We start from the raw sequence: 3,133 nt of genomic DNA, 5'->3' as shown, positions 1-3,133 counted from the left end.
AAGAGACAGCAGCCCGTCAGGGCCGAGACCGCCGCTCCCACCAGCAGCGCCGCTGCGGTAGTTCTTCTCTGCACCCGGGCAACTCTGATGCCTCCCGGTCCGGTTGACGTGGCCGACAGGCGGTAATTGGCTCGCACGGGTGACGCGGGCCCGGGCTCACCCGCCGGAGTCCGCCGCGCCGCCGCCGAGCATGCCGCACAGCAGCTCGCGGAAACCGCGCCGCAGGTCCTCGTGGGCGGGCACCTCGGAGTGGTACGAGCCGGCGACGCAGGAGAACATCATTCCCTCGCTCCACGCGATCACGGACAGGGCGTGCCGCTCCGGCTCCGGTGATCCGACGCCCCTCATCAGGGCGGCCAGCACGTCGCGGAACTGCCGTCCCGTCGCGTCGTAGAACTCCCGCAGTTCGGGCCTGCGGGTGGCCTCGAGCGCCAGTTCGTAGCGCGACACCAGCAGTCCGCGGTGGCGGGTGAGATACCGGTGCAGCGCGCGTGCCAGCGCGTCGACGAGGAGCTCGGGTCCGCCCGCCGCGTCCGGCAGCTCTCCGGGGATGAGCACCTGGGCCTCGCGCTCCGCCTGCCGTCGTACGGCGGTCTGCAGCAGCGCGAGACGGGTACGGGCGTGATTGGAGGTCGAACCCTGGGGCAGCCCGGCCAGTTCGTCCACCGCCCGGTGGGTCAGCCCGCGCAGACCGCGCTCGGCGAGCAGGACGAGGGCGGTGTCGGCGATGAGTTCGGGGCGGGAGGCACCGCCGGTGGCGCGTACGGACATGGGGACAATCTAGCGGGCGCACTACGGCCGTAGTATCGTCGCTCTCACTACAGGTGTAGTGAGAGAGGGAGTGGGGAGTCATGGCAGCAGCCGACGCACAACGCCACGTGGTCGTCGTCGGAGGCGGCATCGGCGGACTGACCGCCGCCGCCGCACTGTACCGGGCAGGCCGGCGCGTCACCGTCCTGGAACGCGCGGACTCACTCCGCCCCGTCGGCGCCGGCATCTCCCTGGCCCCCAACGCCCTGCGCGCCCTCGACGTGATCGGACTGGGCGACGAGATCCGGTCCCTGGCCGCCTGGCAGGGCGAGGGCGGCCTGCGTACACCGGGCGGCCGCTGGCTCTCCCGCACCGACAGCTCCGCCGCCACCGAACGCTTCGGCGGCCCCCTGGTCCTGCTGCACCGTGCCACCCTCGCGGAACTGCTCGCCGCCCGGCTGCCGGAAGGCGCAGTACGAACGGCGAGCCCCGCCGCCCTCACCGACCCCGGCGAGCCCGGCGGCCGGCCCGCCCTCCTCGACACCCCCGACGGCACCCTGGAGGCCGACCTCGTCATCGGCGCCGACGGCATCCACTCCGGGGTCAGGCGCACCCTGTTCCCCGGCCACCCGGGGCCGCGGTACGCGGGCTTCACCACCTGGCGCGCCGTCGTGCCCGCGCCGGAGCGGCCCTTCCGTCCGCACGAGACCTGGGGCCGCGGCCGGATCTGGGGCACCCAGCCGCTGAAGGACGGCCGGGTCTACGCCTACGCCGCCGCCGCACGCCCCGAGGGCGGGCGCGCCCCCGACGACGAGAAGGCGGAACTGCTCCGCCTGTTCGGCGACTGGCACCACCCCGTACCCGCGATCCTCGCCTCCGTCGCCCCCGAGGACGTGCTCCGGCACGACGTGCGGTTCATGAAGGAAGCACTGCCCGCCTACCACCGCGGCAGGACCGCGCTCCTCGGCGACGCCGCCCACGCCATGCCCCCCAGCATGGGCCAGGGCGGCAACCAGGCCATCGAGGACGCCATCGTCCTCGCCCACCTCGTGAACGGCGAAAGGCCCCTCCAGGACGCCCTCGAGAACTACACCCGCGAACGGCTCCCGCGCACCATGGACGTCGTACGCCGCTCGGCACGCACCGGCAGGCTGACGATGCTGGAGAACACCGCGGCCGTCGCCCTGCGCAACGCGGCAGTCGCCGCCGTCGGCAGGATGGGGCCCGCCCTCGCCCTGCGGGCCTTCGACGGCATCGCCGACTGGCGCCCGCCGTCCGCCACGTATGCTGCGGGAACACGGGACACGCAGTCCGCCGCACCACGTTGAGGAGGCCCCCGGTGACGTTCGCCCCGCTGAAGATCGGCGTCATCGGACTCGGGGACATCGCACGCAAGGCGTACCTCCCGGTCCTCGGCAGCCAGGGCGGCCTGGAGCTCCATCTCCACACCCGCACGCCCGCCACCCTGGCCCTGACCGGTGACTGCTACCGCGTCCCCCTGGAACAGCGGCACCGCGACCTCGACGCACTGCTCGACCAGGGGCTCGACGCCGCCTTCGTGCACACCCCCACCGAGTCCCACCCGGAGATCACCGCCCGGCTCCTCGAAGCCGGCGTCGCCACCTACGTCGACAAGCCGCTCGCATACGAACTCGCCGAGTCGGAGCGCCTGGTCCGCCTCGCGGAGGAGCGGGGCGTGAGTCTCGCCGTCGGCTTCAACCGGCGGTTCGCACCCGGCTACGCCCAGTGCACCGACCACCCGCGCGAGCTGATCGTGATGCAGAAGAACCGGGTCGGTCTGCCCGAGGAGCCCCGCCTGCTCGTCCTCGACGACTTCATCCACGTCGTCGACACCCTGCGCTTCCTGATGCCGGGCCCCGCGGACCGGATGGAGGTCAGCGCCAGGATCCGTGACGGGCTGCTCCACCACATCGTGCTCCACCTCTCCGGGGACGGTTTCACCGCGCTCGGCATCATGAACCGGCTCAGCGGCTCGACGGAGGAGCGCCTCGAGGTGTCCGGGCAGGACACCAAGCGTGAGGTCGTCAACCTCGCCGAGGTGATCGACCACAAGGGGCAGCCGTCGGTGCGGCGGCGCGGCGACTGGGTGCCGGTAGCCCGCCAGCGCGGCATCGAGCAGGCGGTGCTGGCCTTCCTCGACGCCGTACGCGCCGGGAAGCGGCTCGGCGCACGGGACGCCCTGGAGACGCATGCCATGTGCGAACGGATCCTGATGGAACTCGCCCACCACCACTAGCTAGTGCCGCGTCGGTCGGGGTTTGCCCGCTGAGGAGCGGCGTCCGGTGCCGGGGGCACCTCCCGCCGGAGGCAGGGGGAGCATCGCAAGGCGGCCGGAAGCCCTCGTAGTGGGCCTGCTCGGGCT

Annotated in this window: 3 protein-coding genes; 2 read left to right on the top strand and 1 reads right to left on the bottom strand. The window is 73.0% G+C overall.

Annotated elements, in window-relative coordinates; genetic code table 11:
* Window positions 1-156: 156 nt before the first annotated feature.
* Entirely contained in the window at window positions 157-771 is a 615-nt protein-coding gene (locus GUY61_RS36625) for a TetR/AcrR family transcriptional regulator (protein WP_166634616.1), read from the bottom strand.
* Window positions 772-851: 80 nt separating this feature from the next.
* Between GUY61_RS36625 and GUY61_RS36620 the strand changes: the two genes are divergently transcribed.
* Together GUY61_RS36620 and GUY61_RS36615 are read left to right on the top strand one after the other, a co-directional pair.
* Window positions 852-2,078: an FAD-dependent monooxygenase gene (locus GUY61_RS36620; RefSeq protein WP_166634615.1), complete on the top strand. Its 1,227-nt coding sequence runs from the start codon at window positions 852-854 to the stop codon at window positions 2,076-2,078.
* Between the two features lie 26 nt (window positions 2,079-2,104).
* Window positions 2,105-3,007 (top strand): Gfo/Idh/MocA family protein, encoded by a 903-nt coding sequence (locus GUY61_RS36615; RefSeq protein WP_166634617.1) that lies wholly within the window; start codon window positions 2,105-2,107, stop codon window positions 3,005-3,007.
* The last annotated feature ends 126 nt before the right edge of the window (window positions 3,008-3,133 follow it).

It is taken from the genome of Streptomyces sp. GC420 (assembly GCF_009916105.1).
Lineage (GTDB): Bacteria > Actinomycetota > Actinomycetes > Streptomycetales > Streptomycetaceae > Streptomyces.
Note: the sequence above shows the minus strand (reverse complement) of the source record. Positions and strands in the feature narration are given on the sequence as shown.